The sequence below is a fragment of the Streptomyces atriruber genome (genome assembly GCF_001418325.1).
Classification (GTDB): Bacteria; Actinomycetota; Actinomycetes; order Streptomycetales; family Streptomycetaceae; genus Streptomyces; species Streptomyces atriruber.
The window spans coordinates 50,207-66,345 of sequence record NZ_LIPN01000034.1 but is presented as its reverse complement, the minus strand read 5'-3'; the positions used below and the strand labels follow the sequence as shown (position 1 = coordinate 66,345).

The window sequence follows — 16,139 nt, the reverse complement described above, 5'->3', positions numbered from 1 at the left end:
CTCCCCGTACCCCCGCCTGCCACACACTCCACGGAGACAGAGACATGACCGAGAGCACCACGATCCGCTGGGAACAGGACGACACCGGTGTCGTCACCCTCGTCCTGGACGACCCCAACCAGTCCGCGAACACCATGAACCAGGCGTTCAAGGAGTCCATCGCGGCGATCGCCGACCGCGCGGAGGCCGCCGTCCAGGCCGACGAGGACGCCATCCGCGGGTTCATCTACACCTCCGCCAAGAAGACCTTCTTCGCGGGCGGCGACCTCAAGGACATGATCAAGGTCGGCCCGGAGAACGCCCAGGAGGCGTTCGACGCGGGCACCGCCATCAAGAACTCGCTGCGCCGCATCGAGACGCTGGGCAAGCCCGTCGTCGCCGCGATCAACGGCGCGGCCCTCGGCGGTGGCTACGAGATCGCCCTGGCCTCGCACCACCGCGTCGCCCTCGACGTGTCCGGCTCCAAGATCGGCCTGCCCGAGGTCACCCTCGGACTGCTCCCCGCGGGCGGCGGCGTCACCCGTACCGTGCGCCTCATGGGCATCACCGACGCGCTCCTGAAGGTGCTGCTCCAGGGCACCCAGTACAACCCGAAGCGCGCCCTGGAGAACGGCCTCGTCCACGAAGTGGCCGCCACGCGCGAGGAGATGCTGGAGAAGGCCCGCGCCTTCATCGACGCCAACCCCGAGTCGCAGCAGCCCTGGGACAAGCCCGGCTACCGCATCCCGGGCGGCACCCCGGCCAACCCCAAGTTCGCGGCGAACCTGCCCGCCTTCCCCGCCAACCTCAAGAAGCAGACCGCGGGTGCCAACTACCCGGCCCCGCGCAACATCCTCGCGGCGGCCGTCGAGGGCTCCCAGGTCGACTTCGAGACCGCGCTGACCATCGAGGCCCGGTACTTCACCGAGCTGGTCACCGGCCAGGTCGCCAAGAACATGATCCAGGCGTTCTTCTTCGACCTCCAGGCCGTCAACTCCGGCGCCAACCGCCCCAAGGGCATCGAGCCGCGCGAGGTCCGCAAGGTCGCCGTGCTCGGCGCCGGGATGATGGGCGCCGGCATCGCGTACTCGTGCGCCCGCGCGGGCATCGAGGTCGTCCTGAAGGACGTGTCGGCCGAGGCGGCGCAGAAGGGCAAGGGCTATTCGGAGAAGCTCTGCGCCAAGGCCGTGGCCAAGGGGCGTACGAGCCAGGAGAAGGCGGACGCCCTGCTCGCCCGCATCACGCCGACCGCGGACCCGCAGGCCCTCGCGGGCTGCGACGCCGTGATCGAGGCGGTCTTCGAGGACACCTCGCTCAAGCACAAGGTGTTCCAGGAGATCCAGGACGTCATCGAGCCGGACGCGCTGCTCTGCTCCAACACCTCCACCCTGCCGATCACCACGCTGGCGGAGGGCGTCTCGCGTCCCGTCGACTTCATCGGCCTGCACTTCTTCTCGCCCGTCGACAAGATGCCGCTCGTCGAGATCATCAAGGGCGAGCGGACCGGTGACGAGGCGCTGGCCCGCGCCTTCGACCTGGTGCGCCAGATCAACAAGACGCCGATCGTCGTCAACGACTCGCGCGGCTTCTTCACCTCGCGCGTCATCGGGCACTTCATCAACGAAGGCGTCGCGATGGTCGGCGAGGGCATCGAGCCCGCCTCCGTCGAACAGGCCGCGGCCCAGGCCGGATACCCGGCCAAGGTCCTCTCGCTCATGGACGAGCTGACCCTCACCCTGCCCCGCAAGATCCGCAACGAGACCAAGCGGGCCGTCGAGGAGGCGGGCGGCACCTGGGCGGGCCACCCCTCGGACACCGTCATCGACCGCATGGTGGACGAGTTCGAGCGTCCCGGCAGGAGCGGGGGAGCGGGCTTCTACGAGTACGTGGACGGCAAGCGCGCGGGGCTCTGGCCGGGGCTGCGCGAGCACTTCACCAAGCCGGGGCACGAGATCCCGTTCGAGGACATGCAGGAGCGGATGCTCTTCTCCGAGGCGCTCGACACCGTGCGCCTGGTGGAGGAAGGTGTCCTGACCTCGGTCGCCGACGCCAACATCGGCTCCATCCTGGGCATCGGCTTCCCGGGCTGGACGGGCGGCGTGCTGCAGTACATCAACGGCTACGAAGGCGGCCTGCCCGGCTTCGTGGCACGCGCGCGTGAACTCGCCGAGCGCTACGGGGACCGGTTCGCGCCGCCCGCGCTGCTGGTCCAGAAGGCGGAGAACGGCGAGAAGTTCAGCGACGGCTGATCCCGCCGGATGCCTCCGGTTCCGCCTGGTCAGGGGTGGAACCGGAGGCTCCGGTGCCGCGTCGTATGCTGTCGTGCGTCATGATCACGACAACTGAAGGGTGACCGCTGTGCGGTTCACGACCGGGGGAACGACGCGCGCGATCGGCGTCGGAGTGCTGGTCCTCTCGCTGGCCCTGACCGGCTGCGGAGGCAAGAAGAACAAGAAGAAGCACAAGCGGGGATCCGCCACCTCGCACGGCCGGACCGTCGGCGGCGCGACGGGCGGCAAGGGCACCGGCACCGGCTCGGTGAGCGCCGCGCGCCGGGCACAGACGATCCTGCCGCCCCTCGACACGATGCCCGCCGCCCTGCGCCACGTCGGCATGGAACTGCACACCCGGGCCAAGGCCCCCTCCCTGTGCAAGGACCCGGGCGGCAAGTGCAAGGGAGCCGTCGCCAACGGCCAGGTCGGGTACCGCACCGCGGACAAGGCCGAGGGTGCGAGCTACGACCTGATCGCGTACCGGAACACGCGTGCCGCCGAGCGTGCCTTCGCCGCCTGGGAGAGCTACGTGCGGCACAACAAGCACGAGGTCGCGGCTCTCGACGGCGCCCCGCAGGGTGACGAGAGCACCGTCTACGCGTACAAGTCTCCCGCGAAGGAGAACACCGTGACGATGGTGATCCGCCAGGACGAGTACATCGGCACGCTCGACCTGCGGGACACCTCCGGCCGGGCGGCCGGACAGCGGGACCTGGCGGCCCTGTCCGAGGTCTACGCCGAGCGGCTGGCGCAGGCCACGCGGGACGAGACGCCGAGCGCGACGGCGGCCCACGTCAAGGTGTGACCGAGGCCGGTCCGGGAGTGGCTCAGCCTTCCTTGAGCCACTCCCGCAACTCCTCCTTGAGGGAGCGCTGGAAGGCGGTCACCAGCGCCTGCACCACCATCGGCTGCATGTGCGCCGACAGCGACCGCATCGCCGCCACGTGCTCCGGGTCCGACTCGCGCTCGCGGTAGGGCCCCCAGACCTCGTCGCGGAAGAGCCGGGACAGCTCGTGCGCGGCCGAGCGCGTGTGCTCCATCAGGACCGTGCGCGCCGCCAGGATCGTCTCGTGCGCGATGGGCACGTCCAGGAGCTGCACGCCCAGGCGCAACAGGCCAGGGTCCACGCGGTACGTCCCGGGCGTCTGCGTCCTGGCGACCACACCCATCGCCGCGAGCCGGTCCAGGTCCTCGTCGCCCAGCGGACGGCCCGCCCTGCGCTCCAGCTCGGCACGGGGGGCGTCCTCCGCCGAGTCGGGCGCCCACGACGCCACCAGGGCGCGGTGGATGGCCAGATCGTGCGCGCTCAGGTCCGCCGGTAGCTGCTCCAGATACCGCTCGATCGCGGCGAGCGTCATGCCCTGGTGCTGCAACTCCTCGATGAGAGCGAGCCGGGACAGGTGCTCCTGGCCGTAGTGCCCGACGCGGCGCGGGCCGATCACCGGCGGCGGCAGGAGCCCCTTGGTGCCGTAGAAGCGGATCGTGCGGACCGTCACCCCCGCGCGCGCGGCGAGTTCGTCGACCGTGAGCGTCGGCTCCCCGGCCTCGGTCGTGACGCCCTCGGTGTCGGTCGTCATAGGCGGCGCCATCCCTCCCCGGTCGGCTCGGGGGACGTGTCCCCGCTTCGTGCGTCAATCCGGTGCAACAGTATTGCTGGCACACCAGTGTTGTGAAACCCTCCGGCCCAATCGATGGCACCAGGAGGCGGTCATGACCACGATCCTGCGACTCCCCGGAGATCCTGCCGACATCACGCTCCCCGCCCTGCTGCTCCGCAATGCCGAGGACCACGGAGAACTTCCCGCGCTCTCCTGGCGCGTGGGGGCGGAGTGGACGACGCTGACCTGGCGCGAGGCGCGGCGCAAGGTCGCGGTCCTGGCCGCCGGTTACGCCGCGCTCGGCGTCGAGCGCGGCGAACACGTCCTGATGATGATGAGCAACCGCCCCGAGCACTGGCTGAGCGACCTCGCCCTGGTGCACCTCGGCGCCGTCCCCGTCACCGTGTACGCCACCGCGGCCCCCGAACAGGTCGCGCACATCGTCCGGCACAGCCGCGCCCGCTTCGCGATCGTCGAGGGCGCCCGCGAACTGCCGCGCTGGGAACCCCTCCTGGCGGACGACACCGCCCCGCTGGAACGCCTCGTCGTCGTGGAGGCCGCCGAGGCGGGCGAACACCGCACGTACGGCTCCCTGTACGCCGGCGGCGGCCGCCTCTTCGACCCCGACGCCTTCGAGAAGGCGTGGCGCGAGGACCGCCCGACCGACGCCCTCACCGTCGTCTACACCTCGGGCACCACCGGCGACCCCAAGGGCGTCCGCCTCACCCACCGCAATCTGCTCCTGGGCGGCATCGCCCTGGACGGCGTCATCGAGTTCCCCCAGCACGTCGGACACATCTGCTACCTGCCCTTCGCGCACATCGCGGAGCGCCTGCTCGGCATCTACCTGCCGGTGCTGCGCGCCGCCCACGTCTATCTGTGCGCCGACCCCGCGCAGGTGGCCGCCACCGCGCGGGAGCTGCATCCGGTCCAGTTCTTCGGCGTCCCGCGCGTGTGGGAGAAGCTCGCGGCCTCCGTACGGGCGGCGCTCGCCGGGCTGCCCGAGGAGCGGCGCCATGTCATCGAGGCCGCCAACGAGACGGCACGCGCGCACGTCGCCTGCCGGGAGCGGGGCGAGGAGCCCCCGGCGGAGCTGCGGGACGCGTACGAGCGAGCCAGGCGGGAAGTCCTCGATCCGCTGCTCGCGCTGGCCGGATTCGACCGGCTCGTGTGGACGGCGAGCGCCTCCGCGCCGATGCCGCTGGACGTGTCCCGCTTCTGGGCGGGGTTCGGGCTCGTGATCATGGACGCGTGGGGGCTCACCGAGACCTCCGGGGTGGTCACGACGAACAGCCCCGACGGATTCCGGCTCGGCTCGGTGGGCCGTCCACTGGAAGGCCTCGACGTACGCATCGCGGAGGACGGCGAGATCCTGGTGCGCGGCGCCACCGTCTTCGACGGCTATCTGCGGCCCGACGGAGGCCTGGACGACGCCCGCGACGCCGAGGGCTGGTTCGCCACGGGGGACATCGGGCGGCTCGACGAGGACGGCTACCTCTGGCTCACCGACCGCAAGAAGGAAATGATCGTGACGTCGACGGGCAAGAACGTCTCGCCCGCCCTCGTCGAGAACACGCTCAAGGAGCACCCGCTCATAGGCCAGGCCCTCGTCCACGGGGACGGCCGCTCCTATCTCGTGGCGCTGCTCGTCCTGGACCGGGAGATGGCGCCCGCCTGGGCCGCCGCGCGCGGGATCGAGGGGGATCCGGCCACGCACGAAGCCGTGCTGGCGGAGGTGGCGCGCGCGGTCGAGGCCGCCAACGCGCGCCTGAACCGCACCGAGCAGATCAAGCGCTACCGGCTGCTCACCGAGGAATGGGGACCGGAGACCGGCGAGCTGACGCCGTCCCTCAAGCTGCGCCGCAGGGTGATTCGTGACAAGTACATGCAGGTCATCGAGGGTCTGTACACCCCTTGACCACCATGTGAGAAGTCCCGCTATGTGACGTGCGCCACCGCGTGGGGGGCGATCTCTAGGGGAAGGTGTCCCGTCGGTCCGCGCGCGTCAGGGGTGCGCGGGCCGGAGCACATCCGGACCCCGGAGCTCTTCCGGGCACCAGAGAGTAGATCCACCACGTGAGCAAGGAAGCCGTAGATTCGGCCACCCTGGACGCACCCCGCACGGATGCGATCCAGGCCCCCGCGGACGCGGGCGACGCCGGATACAGCAAGGACCTCAAGGCCCGTCACGTCAACATGATCGCGATCGGTGGAGCGATCGGCACCGGCCTCTTCCTGGGGGCGGGCGGCCGCCTCCACTCGGCGGGCCCCGCGCTCGCCCTTGCGTACCTCGTGTGCGGCATCTTCGCGTTCTTCGTCGTCAGGGCGCTCGGCGAGATGGTCCTCTACCGGCCCTCGTCCGGTTCGTTCGTCTCGTACGCGCGTGAGTTCCTCGGCGAGAAGGGCGCGTTCTTCGCCGGTTGGATGTACTTCCTGAACTGGTCGACCACCTGTATCGCGGACATCACGGCGATCGCGCTCTACACGCACTACTGGAGCTTCTTCACCGACATACCCCAGTGGGTGCTCGCGCTGATCGCCCTCGCGATCGTGCTCGCGGTGAACCTCGTCTCGGTGAAGTACTTCGGCGAGATGGAGTTCTGGTTCTCGATCATCAAGGTGGCCGCGCTGAGCGCCTTCATGATCATCGGCATCTGGCTGCTGGCCAGCCAGCACAAGGTGGGCGGCGAGACGCCCGGCCTCAACATGATCACCGACCACGGCGGTCTGATGCCGAACGGCCTGATGCCGGTCGTGATCGTGATGCAGGGCGTCGTCTTCGCGTACGCCTCGCTCGAACTGGTCGGCGTCGCGGCGGGCGAGACCGCCGAGCCGCACAAGATCGTCCCGCGTGCGGTGAACTCGATCATGTGGCGTGTGGGCCTCTTCTACGTCGGCTCCGTGGTGCTGCTCGCGCTGCTGCTGCCCGGCGTGATGTACACGGCCGACCAGAGCCCGTTCGTGACGGTCCTCTCCAAGATCGGCGTGCCGGCCGCGGGCGACGTCATGAACTTCGTGGTCCTCACCGCCGCCATGTCCTCGCTCAACTCCGGCCTGTACTCCACCGGCCGCATCCTGCGCTCCATGGCGATGTCGGGCTCCGCCCCGAAGTTCACGGCCAAGATGAACCGCAACCAGGTTCCCTACGGCGGCATCCTGCTCACCGCCTCCCTCGGCGTCGTCGGCGTCGGCCTCAACAAGGTGGTCCCCGGCAAGGCCTTCGAGATCGTCCTGAACGTGGCCTCGCTCGGCATCATCGGCACCTGGATCACGATCATGGTCTGCCACCTCGCCTTCGTGCGCAGCGCGAAGCGCGGTGAGATCACCCGGCCGAAGTTCCAGCTGCCCTTCAGCGGTGTCACCGAGTACGTGACGATCGCGTTCCTGCTCGCCGTCCTCGGCCTGATGTGGAAGGACGCCGAGGTCGGCCGCAAGACGCTCTTCCTCATCCCGGTCGTGGGCCTGGCCCTGGTCGCGGGCTGGTACGGCGTCCGGCGTCGGGTGGGGCGCGAGGCCCAGGGCCTCACCCTGCCCAAGGACCAGTAGCCCTCGGCTGTCAGTGGCAGCTCGTACGGTGGCGTCATGTCGGAGATCACGTATGTCCGGGGTGACGCCACCGCGCCGTTCGGCAAGGGCGCCAGACTGATCGCCCACGTCTGCAACGACCTCGGGGGTTGGGGGAAGGGCTTCGTGGTCGCGGTCTCGCGCCGCTGGCCCGAGCCCGAGAAGGCGTACCGCGCCTGGCACAGACAGCGCGCCAGGAACGACTTCGGCCTCGGCGCCGTCCAGTTCGTCGACGTCGGCCGCGGCCTGTGGGTCGCCAACATGGTGGGGCAGCGGGGGATGCGCACCGGCAGCAAGGGCGTCCCCGTGCGGTACGAGGCGATCGACACCGCCCTGGCCGCCCTGGCGGACAAGGCCGAGGAGCTCGGCGCCTCCGTCCACATGCCGCGCATCGGCTGCGGGCTCGCGGGCGGCAAGTGGTCCCGCATCGAGCCGCTGATAGCCGAGCGGCTGGTGGCGCGAGGGATCGCGGTGACGGTGTACGACTTCGGGGACTGAGGCGGACCGCCGTCGCCCCCGGGCAGAACCACTTCCGTGCAACTGCCTTGCATGTGTGCGTTGTTGTGCACGGATGAGCGGGTAGAGCTCCGACATGCAGTTCATCCCCCTGGAACTCGGGCCGATCAACCCGAGGGCCGAGGAGCTGGTGCTCGCCGCTGCCCTGTTCGGCGCGTTCTGGCTCCTTCTCGCACGATCCCTGCCCCGCGTCGAGCGTGCCCTCGTCCCCACGGAACCGCCCCCGCCCGGCAGCCTGAGAGCGAGTCCGACGCTGCTGCTCTCGGAAGCCCACGCTCGCGGGCCCGGACAGGACGACGGCCAGCCGGTCACCGGGCAGGCCCGGGGTGAGGCGGAGCGCGCCGAGGCGGAGGCCGAACTGCGCCGCCAGATCTCCGAGTGGGCCTCCGAGGTGGCGGGGCGCATCGCCGCCGACCCGCTCACCGGACCTCCCGCGGGCCCCGGCGCCGCGCCGGGCACCGACCCGGGCGCCGATCCGACGGGTTCCGGACGCTAGCCGTACGGAATCGCGCCCTCGTCCGCCGACAGCACTGGCGGCCCGGACCCCGCGCCCGGAGACTCGCAGCCATGGACGTCATGGTCTCGGTCAAAGACGGCGAAGTGTGGTCGCACGACTCGGGTGAACCGAGCGGCACGGGCGGCGGAAGCCTCCCCCTGGTCCTTGTGCATCCGGGTGTGGGCGACTCCCGCATCTGGGACGGCATCCTGCCGCGCCTCACGGAGCGGCACCGGGTGATCCGCTACGACGCGCGCGGCTATGGCAGGTCGCCCGCCCCGACCGCCCCGTTCTCGCTGGTCGAGGACCTGATCGCGGTTCTTGACCACCACGGCGTGGGCCGGGCCGTCCTGGTGGGATCGAGCATGGGCGGCGCCACGGCCATCAGCCTCGCGCTCCGCGACCCCGCGCGGGTGGCGAGCCTCGCCCTGGTGGTCCCGGGGGTCACCGGCGCCGACGAGCTCCAGCCGCCCGAGTTCATGGCCGAGGTCGGCCGGCTCGCGCAGGCGGGCGACGTGGACGGCATCGTGACGATGGTGCGGCGCTCCTCCGCGGCGATGGGCACCGGCGCCGACCCCGAGGTGACGGCGCTGCTCGAGGCGGTGGTCCCGGCGTGGTTCGCCGTGCATCCGCATCAGGTGCCGGACCCGCCCGCGTACGACCGGCTCGGCGAGCTCGACGTCCCGTGCGTCCTGGTCATCGGGGAGCGCGACGCGCCCGAGGTGGTCCGCGTGAACGAGACCATGGCGCAGCGCATTCCGGGCTGCCGTCTGGTGCGGCTCGCGCACAGCGACCACTTCCCGACGGTGCGGGACCCGGACGCGGTCGTGGACGCCATCCTGGAGGCGTACGCCGAGGCGCGCTGACGGGTCGGCACGTTCGGGGCCGCCCGGCACCGGCCGCACGGTCCGCCGGACCTCCGCACAGCGCCGCGCCGCCGGGCACCAGGCCCGGACGGCGCGGCGCACGCGGCCGTCAGTGACCGTGCCGGTGGCTGTCGGCGTGCCCGTGGTCGTGCACGCCGTTCGTCGCCGCGATCTGCTTCCACGACTTCGGCTTGGCCGGGGCGGCCGCCGACCGGGCGATCCCGGCCTCGCGCACGGCGGGAGCCTCGGGGCGCGACGGCTGGTAGAGCCACGTGTCGAACAGCTCCGCGAGCGGCTTGCCCGAGATCTTCTCCGCGTACTTCACGAAGTCGCTCACCTTGGCGTTGCCGTACGCGTGCTTCTGCGGCCACCCCTTGAGGATCGCGAAGAACGTGTCGTCGCCGACCTCGTTGCGCAGGGCCTGCAGGGCCAGTGCGCCCCGGTCGTAGACCGCGCCGTGGAACTGGTTGTCGGGCCCCGGGTCGCCCGGCTTGACCTTCCAGAACGGGTCGTCGGCGGGGTGCTGGGCGTACACGTAGTCCGCCAGCTCCTGCCCCGTGCCCTCGCCCTCCTTCTCCGACCACAGCCACTGGCTGTAGCGGGCGAAGCCCTCGTTGACCCAGATGTCCTTCCAGCCGTCCACGGAGACGCTGTCGCCGTACCACTGGTGGGCCAGCTCGTGGACCACGATGGAGGCGTTGGAGCCGTTCGCGAACGCGGAGGGGCTGTAGAAGGGCCGCGTCTGGGTCTCCAGGGCGTAGCTGCTCTTCACGTTCGGGACGTAGCCGCCGAGCGCGTTGAAGGGGTACTTGCCGTAGAGCGTCTCCAGCCACTCGGCGACCTCGGTGGTCCGCTCGATGCTGGCCCGCGCCGCACCCGCGTTGTCGCCCAGGTCCTTGCTGTACGCGTTGAGGACGGGCAGGCCGCTCTCCGTCTTGTCGGTCGTGATGTCGAACTTGCCGACCGCGAGCGTCGCGAGGTAGCTGGCCTGCGGCTTGTTCGAGCGCCAGCTGTAGCGGGTCCAGCCGAGCTTGGAACTCTGCGACTGCAGCACACCGTTGGAGATCGCCTGGGTGCCGTCGGGCACGGAGACGGAGACGTCGTACGTCGCCTTGTCCAGCGGGTGGTCGTTGGACGGGAACCACCACACGGCGGCCTCGGGCTCCTGCGCCGCGACGCCGCCGTCGGGCGTGCGGTGCCAGGCCGTGTAGCCGTTGATCTTCAGCTCGGACGGCTTGCCGGAGTAGCGCACGACGACGGTGATCGGCGTGTCCTTGGGCAGTCCGGCCGGCGGCGTGATCTCCAGCTCCTGGTCGCCGGTCTTCTTGAACTTCGCCTTCTTGCCGTTGACCCGCACCTCGGAGACCTTGAGGCCGAAGTCGAGGTTGAAGCGCGAGAGGTCCTGCGTGGTGCGGGCGTTGAGCGTCGCCGTGCCTTCGAGGAGGTCGGTCTTGGGCTGGTACTTCAGCCGCAGGTCGTAGTGCGAGACGTCGTATCCGCCGTTGCCGCTCGCCGGGTAATAGGGGTCGCCGATGCCCGGGGCCCCGGGGGAGAAGTCGGCGGCCGATGCCGGGATCGCCAGCAGAAGAGAGGCCGCGAGAGCGCCCGGGGCGATGAGTCTGCGGTGCACAAGAGCTCCAAGTCGTAGGGGCACAACATCTTTTGGTCTTGAACGTGGAGCCTATTCAGCCCCTTCCGCACGCGTCATGTCCATGGCCCCACACGTCACACGATTGCCATTCGGCCGACATGTGCCTGGATGTCCCATGCACCTGTCGTTGCTGCCTGCGGCCCTCTGTCGCACAGGGGTTCACCGGTGTAGCTTCCGCGCCATGCCGATACGTGCGCGACGGACCCGCATCCTGTGGAGAACGCTGCTGACGGCGGCCCTGGCCGCCCTGATCGCCACCCTCATGTCCCCGGTCGCGGCGCAGGGAGCCGCCAGTGCTCCCCGCGCACCGGGCGAGAGCAGACCCGTGTACTCGTACGAGGACGCGATACGCGAATCCGTATGGGTCGACATAGTCAGACCCCGTGAACTCGACCGCACGGGCCGCCGGATACCCGTGATCATGGACGCGAGCCCGTACTACTCCTGCTGCGGACGCGGCAACGAGAGCCAACTCAAGACGTACGACGAGAACGGCGACCCCGTCCAGCTCCCGCTGTACTACGACAACTACTTCGTGCCCCGCGGCTACGGCTACGTCGCGGTGGACCTCGCGGGCACCAACCGCTCCGACGGCTGCGTCGACGTCGGCGGCCGCTCCGACGTCCGGTCCGCGAAGGCCGTCGTCGACTGGCTGAACGGCCGCGCCCACGGCTACACCAGCCGCACCGGCAAGGAGCGCACGAAGGCCACCTGGACCAACGGCGCCACCGGAATGATCGGCAAGAGCTACGACGGGACCGTCGCACAGGGCGTGGCCGCCACCGGAGTGCGCGGCCTCAAGACCATCGTCCCGATCGGTGCGATCTCCTCCTGGTACGACTACTACTTCGCCAAGGGCGCCCCGCTCTACGGCAGCGGCCCCGAGTGGCTGTCGAACTACGTGGAGAGCCCGGAGGCCCGCGCCCGCTGCGGTGCCGTGCAGCAGCGCCTGATCGACGGGGCGCCCCGCTCCGGCGACTGGACCCCGCTGTGGAGCGAGCGGGACCACGTCCCGGACGCCGACAAGGTGCGCGCCAGCGTCTTCGTCGTGCACGGCATGCAGGACCTCAACGTCCGCACCAAGCACTTCGGCCAGTGGTGGGACGCGCTCGCCGACAACGGCGTCGACCGCAAGATCTGGCTCAGTCAGACCGGCCATGTCGACCCGTTCGACTTCCGCCGCGCCGACTGGGTGCGCACCCTGCACCGCTGGTTCGACCACGAACTCCTCGGCCACGACAACGGAGTCGACCGCGAGCCGATGGCCGACATCGAGCGCGCCCCGGACCGCTGGAGCACCGACCGCGTCTGGCCCCCGCGCGGCACCCGCGCCGTCCAGCTCCGCCCCGCCAAGGGCACGGCGCCCGGCGTCGGCACCCTCGGCACCCGGCCCGGCAAGGGAGCCGAGACGTTCACCGACGATCCGCGCCTGAGCGAGACGGCCTGGGCCGAGCGGATCGACACATCGACACCGGGCAAGGCGGGCTTCACCAGCAAGCCGCTCGCCCGCGACCTCCGGCTGTCCGGCTCCTCCACGGTGACCGTCACCGCGACCCCGACGACCCGCACCGCCCACCTCTCCGCGGTCCTCGTCGACCTGGGCCCCGACACCATCCGGGACTACTCCGCCGCCGGAGAGGGCATCACCACGCTTCCCGAACGTACGTGCTGGGGAGCGAGCACCACGGGTGACAGCTCCTGCTTCAAGGAGACGCGCGCGAAGACCGCCGACGTCGACTACACGATCTTCAGCCGGGGCTGGGCCGACCTCGGCAACTGGGCCGACGCCGGACACGGCCGTCCGCTCACGCCGGGCAAGCCGCACACCATCACCCTCGACCTGGCCGCCACCGACCACGTCGTGCCCAAGGGCCACCGGCTCGCACTGATCGTGGCGGGCACCGACCGGAATCTGATCGAACCCCCCGCCGACACCCCGACGCTCACCCTCGACCTGGCCCGCACCTCGGCGCATCTGCCCTTGGTCGGCGGCACCGACGCGTTCACCACCTCCGCGACCGTCGTTCCCCGCGCATCCCGTCTCGACGGCGTGGCTCCGCCGCGTCGCATCAACCCCGTCCCGGGAGGCAGCACTTCATGACCCCGCGCATCCGCTCCCTGGCGCTCGTCTGCGCCACCGCCGCACTGGCCGCCCCCCTCCTGACGGCGCCCGCCCAGGCGACGCCGACCCCGCCCCGTACCGGATTCGAGGAGACGAACGGAGCGCGCTGGACCACCCAGCCCGAGGAACAGGACCTCCTCGCCACCGTGGACAGAGCCACCGAGCGGGTCTCGGTCGCCCGCATCGGCACGACCAAGCAGGACCGCCCGGTGCAACTGGTGCGCATCGGCGAACGCTCGACCAGGAACACCGTGTTGCTGATCTGCAGCCAGCACGGCGACGAACCGTCGGGCCGCGAGGCCTGTCTGTCCACGATCCGCGACCTGGCGTACGCGAAGGACAAGAAGACGAAACGCTTTCTCAGCCGCACCACGCTGCTCGTCGTGCCGACCGCCAACCCAGACGGACGCGCCGCCGACACCCGCGGCAACTCCGACGGCACCGACATCAACCGCGACCACCTCGCCCTGCGGACCGCGGAGGCCCGCGCCATGGCCGCGGTGATCCGGGACCGCAAGCCCGACGTCATCTACGACCTGCACGAGTACGGCGCCACGCCCAAGTACTACGAGAAGGACCTGTTCGACCTCTGGCCGCGCAACCTCAACACCGACGAGGCCGTGCACGGCGAGGCGCAGACGCTGTCCAAGGCGTACGTGCGACCGGCCGCCGAGAGCGACGGGTACACCACGGGCACGTACGGCATCTGGACCGACCCGGTCACCGGCGATCCCATCAAGCAGACCGCGGGCGACGGCCAGGAGCGCATCCTGCGCAACATGTCCGGCATCAAGCACGCCGCCGGACTGCTGATCGAGAGCCGCGTCGATCCCCTCACCGAGGCCGAGAAGAAGGACGAAGCGCTGAACAACCGGCGCCGCGTGACGTCCCAACGCTCCGCGCTCGGCGGCCTGCTCCACTTCACGGACGAGCGCCGCGGGACGCTGGAGGCGGCCACCGGAGCGGCCCGCGCCGAGGGCTTCCGCGACCGTGGCCCGGTCTACGTCGGCGGCGCCGACAACGACCCCGCGGAGCCGTCCGAGATCATCCAGGACCCGCCCTGCGGATACCGCCTGAGCGCCGCTCAGTACGCCGACATCAAGGACGAACTGGCCCTGCACGGAGTCACCGTGAAGCGCGCGAAATCTGGCGCATACGTGCCGCTGCGGCAATCCGCGCGGGCTCTCGTGCCGCTGCTGCTCGACGAGCGCGCGCCGTATCACATGGTCACAGGTACGCCCGACATGGCCTGTTGAAAAGGTGAGAGGTACGTCACATGTGGTAGGGGGTAACGGAGAACAAAGTCTCGACTCAATACGGACCCCTTGAAAGGTGTCACTTGTGACGCAGGATCAGCATAAAGCGGACGACGGGGGAGGGGCGTCAGAAGTCATGGCGCCCCACCACGGCGGCCGATCCCCACAGACGGACCGGGTGGTGTTCGGCGTGACCGCCGTGCTCACCCTGGCGTTCGTGGTCTGGGGCGGGGTGTCGACGGACTCGCTCGAGAATGTCTCCACGGACATGCTCAACGGTCTGATGCACAACGGCGGTTGGTTCTTCATGCTGACCGCCACCGGCTTCGTGGTCTTCGCGCTCTGGCTGGCGGTCAGCAGGTACGGGAAGATCACCCTCGGGCAGGAGGGCGAGGACCCGGAGTTCCGCACCGTTTCCTGGGTCGCCATGATGTTCAGCGCCGGCATGGGCATCGGTCTGATGTTCTACGGAGTGAGCGAGCCCCTCGCCCACTTCAAGGACCATCCGCCGGGCACCGACCCGGCGGACGCGCCCGCGGCCATGGAGACCGCGATGGCCACCACGCTCTTCCACTGGACGCTCCACCCGTGGGCGATCTACGCGGTCGTGGGCCTGGCCATCGCGTACAGCACCTTCCGCCGCAACCGCCGGCAGACCATCAGTGCCGTCTTCGAGCCGCTCATCGGCGAGAAGCACGCCCGGGGGACCTGGGGCCGGGTCATCGACATCCTGGCCATCTTCGCGACGCTCTTCGGTTCGGCCGCCTCGCTGGGTCTCGGCGCCCTGCAGATCGGCAGCGGCATCGAGGAGGTCGGCTGGATGGAGAACGCGGGCACCGGTCTGCTCGTCGTGATCATCGCCGTACTGACGCTGGCCTTCGTGGCGTCCGCCATCTCCGGTGTGGAGAAGGGCGTCCAGTGGCTCTCCAACATCAACATGGTGCTGGCCGGGCTCCTGGTCGTCTTCGTCTTCATCGCGGGCCCGACCGTCATCATCCTCGACATGGTGCCCACGTCCATCGGCGCCTACCTCAACGACCTGCCGCAGCTCATCGGGCGCACCGAGGCGTCCAGCGGCAAGGGCGTCGCGGACTGGCTGAGCAGCTGGACGGTCTTCTACTGGGCCTGGTGGATCTCCTGGACGCCCTTCGTCGGCATGTTCATCGCGCGCATCAGCCGCGGCCGTACGATCCGTCAGTTCGTCGGCGGCGTCATCCTGGTGCCGAGCACCGTCAGCCTCATCTGGTTCGCGGTCTTCGGCGGCAGCGCCATGACGGTGGCCGACCGCGGTGGGCTCAAGGGCGACACCACCCAGGAGGCCCAGCTCTTCGGTCTGCTGAACGAGTACCCGATCGCCACCGTGACCAGCCTGCTGGTCATGATCCTCGTCGGCATCTTCTTCGTCTCGGGAGCCGACGCCGCGTCCATCGTCATGGGCACGCTCTCCCAGAAGGGCGCCCTCGAACCCGGCCGGTTCGTCGTGGTCTTCTGGGGCATCGTGACCGGCGCCGTCGGCGCGATCATGCTGCTGATCGGCGACGGCTCGGACGACGCGCTCACCGGTCTGCGCAACCTCACGATCCTGGTCGCCGCGCCCTTCACCATCGTGATGATCGGCATGTGCGTGGCCCTGATGCGGGACCTGCGCCACGACCCGCTGATCGTGCGCGGCGAGCACGGCACCGAGGTCCTGGAGAAGGCCGTCATCGCCGGCCACGAGCACCACGACGGTGACTTCGAGCTCCAGATCGGCCCCGCCACCGACGACGGCGACGGTCCGGAAAAGGACAACGACCCGGTCGCACCCCGCTGACCGGT

Annotated in this window: 12 protein-coding genes; 10 read left to right on the top strand and 2 right to left on the bottom strand. The window is 70.2% G+C overall.

Translation table 11 applies throughout. From position 1 onward, the window contains the following. Positions 1-44 precede the first annotated feature (44 nt). On the top strand, positions 45-2,228 hold the full coding sequence (locus tag AOK03_RS04440; RefSeq protein WP_055563818.1) for a 3-hydroxyacyl-CoA dehydrogenase NAD-binding domain-containing protein: 2,184 nt from the start codon (positions 45-47) through the stop codon (positions 2,226-2,228). A gap of 100 nt (positions 2,229-2,328) precedes the next feature. After that, positions 2,329-3,057, top strand: a complete 729-nt coding sequence (locus AOK03_RS04435; protein WP_157868860.1) for a hypothetical protein — start codon at positions 2,329-2,331, stop codon at positions 3,055-3,057. Between the two features lie 22 nt (positions 3,058-3,079). Here the strand turns inward: AOK03_RS04435 and AOK03_RS04430 are convergent, their stop codons facing one another. Beyond that, positions 3,080-3,829 (bottom strand): MerR family transcriptional regulator, encoded by a 750-nt coding sequence (locus AOK03_RS04430; RefSeq protein ID WP_055563816.1) that lies wholly within the window; start codon positions 3,827-3,829, stop codon positions 3,080-3,082. Between the two features lie 133 nt (positions 3,830-3,962). Between AOK03_RS04430 and AOK03_RS04425 the strand changes: the two genes are divergently transcribed. The 5 genes from AOK03_RS04425 to AOK03_RS04405 all read left to right on the top strand — a co-directional run bounded on the left by AOK03_RS04425 (position 3,963) and on the right by AOK03_RS04405 (position 9,292). Then, entirely contained in the window at positions 3,963-5,768 is a 1,806-nt protein-coding gene (locus AOK03_RS04425; protein ID WP_055563815.1) for an AMP-dependent synthetase/ligase, read from the top strand. Positions 5,769-5,926: 158 nt separating this feature from the next. After that, complete coding sequence (locus AOK03_RS04420; protein WP_055563814.1) at positions 5,927-7,396, top strand: amino acid permease; 1,470 nt, start codon at positions 5,927-5,929, stop codon at positions 7,394-7,396. A 36-nt stretch (positions 7,397-7,432) separates the two neighbouring features. After that, the gene (locus AOK03_RS04415; protein ID WP_055563813.1) at positions 7,433-7,912 is read left to right on the top strand and encodes a macro domain-containing protein; all 480 of its coding nucleotides are present in this window, start codon (positions 7,433-7,435) and stop codon (positions 7,910-7,912) included. 94 nt (positions 7,913-8,006) lie between these two features. Further along, the gene (locus tag AOK03_RS04410; protein ID WP_055563812.1) at positions 8,007-8,426 is read left to right on the top strand and encodes a hypothetical protein; all 420 of its coding nucleotides are present in this window, start codon (positions 8,007-8,009) and stop codon (positions 8,424-8,426) included. 71 nt (positions 8,427-8,497) lie between these two features. Further along, positions 8,498-9,292, top strand: coding sequence for an alpha/beta fold hydrolase (locus AOK03_RS04405; RefSeq protein ID WP_055563811.1), 795 nt, complete (start codon positions 8,498-8,500; stop codon positions 9,290-9,292). Positions 9,293-9,401: 109 nt separating this feature from the next. Here AOK03_RS04405 and AOK03_RS04400 read toward each other — a convergent pair whose 3' ends face one another. Then, entirely contained in the window at positions 9,402-10,922 is a 1,521-nt protein-coding gene (locus AOK03_RS04400) for a M1 family metallopeptidase (RefSeq protein ID WP_055563810.1), read from the bottom strand. A 202-nt stretch (positions 10,923-11,124) separates the two neighbouring features. On the opposite strand from AOK03_RS04400, the gene AOK03_RS04395 reads away from it, so the two are divergent. The 3 genes from AOK03_RS04395 to AOK03_RS04385 all read left to right on the top strand — a co-directional run bounded on the left by AOK03_RS04395 (position 11,125) and on the right by AOK03_RS04385 (position 16,134). After that, on the top strand, positions 11,125-13,044 hold the full coding sequence (locus AOK03_RS04395; RefSeq protein ID WP_055563809.1) for a Xaa-Pro dipeptidyl-peptidase: 1,920 nt from the start codon (positions 11,125-11,127) through the stop codon (positions 13,042-13,044). Further along, positions 13,041-14,321, top strand: coding sequence for a M14 family metallopeptidase (locus AOK03_RS04390; RefSeq protein WP_055563808.1), 1,281 nt, complete (start codon positions 13,041-13,043; stop codon positions 14,319-14,321). The genes AOK03_RS04395 and AOK03_RS04390 overlap by 4 nt, the downstream gene beginning before the upstream one ends. A 136-nt stretch (positions 14,322-14,457) precedes the next feature. Continuing rightward, positions 14,458-16,134, top strand: a complete 1,677-nt coding sequence (locus tag AOK03_RS04385; protein WP_055563807.1) for a BCCT family transporter — start codon at positions 14,458-14,460, stop codon at positions 16,132-16,134. Positions 16,135-16,139 lie beyond the last annotated feature (5 nt).

Excerpts from the sequence above, each read along its gene's own strand:
- AOK03_RS04440 (WP_055563818.1), top strand. The coding sequence starts at position 45 with ATGACCGAGAGCACCACGATCCGCTGGGAACAGGACGACACCGGTGTC.
- AOK03_RS04430 (WP_055563816.1), bottom strand. The coding sequence starts at position 3,829 with ATGACGACCGACACCGAGGGCGTCACGACCGAGGCCGGGGAGCCGACG.
- AOK03_RS04425 (WP_055563815.1), top strand. The coding sequence starts at position 3,963 with ATGACCACGATCCTGCGACTCCCCGGAGATCCTGCCGACATCACGCTC.
- AOK03_RS04415 (WP_055563813.1), top strand. The coding sequence starts at position 7,433 with ATGTCGGAGATCACGTATGTCCGGGGTGACGCCACCGCGCCGTTCGGC.
- AOK03_RS04410 (WP_055563812.1), top strand. The coding sequence starts at position 8,007 with ATGCAGTTCATCCCCCTGGAACTCGGGCCGATCAACCCGAGGGCCGAG.
- AOK03_RS04405 (WP_055563811.1), top strand. The coding sequence starts at position 8,498 with ATGGACGTCATGGTCTCGGTCAAAGACGGCGAAGTGTGGTCGCACGAC.
- AOK03_RS04395 (WP_055563809.1), top strand. The coding sequence starts at position 11,125 with ATGCCGATACGTGCGCGACGGACCCGCATCCTGTGGAGAACGCTGCTG.
- AOK03_RS04390 (WP_055563808.1), top strand. The coding sequence starts at position 13,041 with ATGACCCCGCGCATCCGCTCCCTGGCGCTCGTCTGCGCCACCGCCGCA.
- AOK03_RS04385 (WP_055563807.1), top strand. The coding sequence starts at position 14,458 with ATGGCGCCCCACCACGGCGGCCGATCCCCACAGACGGACCGGGTGGTG.